The organism is Serratia sp. X3 (genome assembly GCF_014982455.1).
Lineage (GTDB): Bacteria > Pseudomonadota > Gammaproteobacteria > Enterobacterales > Enterobacteriaceae > Serratia > Serratia ureilytica.
The window spans coordinates 1-2,110 of the sequence record NZ_JADCNB010000021.1; the positions used below are offsets into that span (position 1 = coordinate 1).

3 protein-coding genes and 1 pseudogene are annotated in these 2,110 nt (G+C 47.9%); all 4 read right to left on the bottom strand.

Going from position 1 to position 2,110, the window contains the following annotated elements; translation table 11 throughout:
* A partial coding sequence (locus tag IMX17_RS25080) for a hypothetical protein (protein WP_193550334.1) occupies positions 1-620 on the bottom strand: 620 nt, incomplete at its 3' end.
* Between the two features lie 9 nt (positions 621-629).
* Positions 630-1,007 (bottom strand): annotated as a pseudogene (locus IMX17_RS25085) (fimbrial protein); the annotation flags it as partial.
* Positions 1,007-1,579: a helix-turn-helix transcriptional regulator gene (locus IMX17_RS25090; RefSeq protein WP_227414702.1), complete on the bottom strand. Its 573-nt coding sequence runs from the start codon at positions 1,577-1,579 to the stop codon at positions 1,007-1,009. The gene IMX17_RS25090 and the pseudogene IMX17_RS25085, both read right to left, overlap by 1 nt.
* A 173-nt stretch (positions 1,580-1,752) precedes the next feature.
* The coding region (locus IMX17_RS25095) for a hypothetical protein (RefSeq protein ID WP_227414703.1) at positions 1,753-2,110 on the bottom strand (358 nt) is incomplete at its 5' end.

The window sequence follows — 2,110 nt, forward strand, 5'->3', positions numbered from 1 at the left end:
CCTACAATAACCGACATTTGTGAAGAACATGTAATGTGAAAATCAGCATAAGCGGAATGACCATTAATCTTGGCCGGCGCCAGAACGCCATGATTTATTTCCACATAGGGCTCATTAACCCTGCAAATGGCGGGAGGAATCTCTGGAGAGATACATATTGTATTGGCAAACCCCCAAGAGCCGGCTCTTTTACTATAATATTCAAACTTATAACAAGAGTGCCAGTACCAATGGGATGTTCTAATACCAGTAATTTCCTTTCCAAGATACCCTTGAGCTATAAAAAGCCGCCCCAACTCCCCCATTGTTTTTGCTTTCCTCGCTCCAGGAACGGTATACGAGGGTTTACTAGGGATCTGGTTATTATTGAAGTCATCATTATAGGTAAAATATAGGTTATCATCTCTTGCCTCGTAATAAGAGCCCTCTAACATAGGATTAGGTGTATCATCATTAATATCCCATGATTCAATGCTCAAACGATCATATGTCCACGGAGTAACGCTACCCCATTCATTTAGTCCTATCCCACCCTGTACCTTCATTTCATAAGCCAAAGAAAACGCCGCAGAAGAATAGAACACAAAAAACAGCGCCAATATCTTTATTCCCATTTTCATATCTGTAACCTACTCATAAGCCAGACTAAAAGTCGCCACCGCGCTGAACGCCCCGAGCCCAATCGTCTTGCGCTCCAGCGCCTGCGGTTCGCCGCGCACATAGGCCTGCAACGCCAGGGCATTGCCGCCGGCCTGCAGGCCCTGCTTATCACCGCCCTGATTGAGCGGCAGCGCCTTGCCCGCCGGCGTCTCCAACCCGATAGCAATTCCCTTGGCTATACTGCCGCCGGCAGGAGCCAGCAGGCCAGGCAGCGCCACGCTTTCTGTTCCCAACCGTGTCACCGTCACCGTTTTACCCAGGCTCAGATCGCATTCAGCCAGATGAATTTCAAACCTCTGCCCCGGCGTGCGGGTATTGAGGTACAGGTACTTGTCGATGATGGTGCCTACAGCTCATTGCCACGCAAAATCAGCCAGTTATAGAGTTCAACTTTGCGGTTAAAACCGAACTTTTTCATCACGGCCCCACGGTGGGAACTGACGGTTTTAATGCTGATATTCAGACGCACTGAAATATCCGCGGGGCTGACGCCTTTGGAGAGCAGCCGCATAATCTGCTGCTGCCGCACCGTCAGCGTCCCCTCCTCGGAAAACGCCTCCCCGTCCGAACCAGATATTTCTCGTTCATGCCATAATGCATCTAAATAAAAACGCAGCTGCTGCAGATCGCCGCGCTTGGGCAGCGTTTTCTGCAGTCGTCCCAGCCGCCACGTCGCCAGGCTATTTATCCCCTCACACAGTGAAAAAACGATGCAATCTTTCATGCCTGCACGCTGCGCCTCACCAATCAAACGGGCCATAGGCCGGCTAGCGTCGTAAAAAATAATGTCGGCGCTGTCCAGGCGACTTTGATTAACAAACTGCACTCGTTTATTCTTGCCGCAAAAATATTCCACCAGAAAGAATATCAGTCCCTGAGAAATAAAAGCATCCTTTCCCAGCAGGGCAATGTTAATCATAATCAGCAAGCTCCTTGCATTTCCTCTTAAATTATAAAAATCAGAAAAAGCAACCAGGCAGAACAGTCTTTGATCTTATGGAAATTATTCAAATGCATACATGGCGGTTAGCAGAAGCACCTTCATTGAATCTCCTGCTTCCCATATATCCTCTGCATCCATCCTAATAAAAATTAAGGAATGGAAATAATAACCGGCAAACTGCCAGAGAACTCTCCTACCGACTGAGCATCGTAATTGCTTAAAGTTGAAGAAAGCCTTAAACGGGTTGGCGACGTCGAAGCAACAACCTTAACGCCATCACCCAACTTACTTTCATTAATCGTGAGATCGCTGCGTAACTTACCGCCATTGGACGAAGACAGCGTCACCGAATTGACCTTTGCCTGCGACCCTACAATAACCGACATTTGTGAAGAACATGTAATGTGAAAATCAGCATAAGCGGAATGACCATTAATCTTGGCCGGCGCCAGAACGCCATGATTTATTTCCACATAGGGCTCATTAACCCTGCAAATGGCGGGAGGA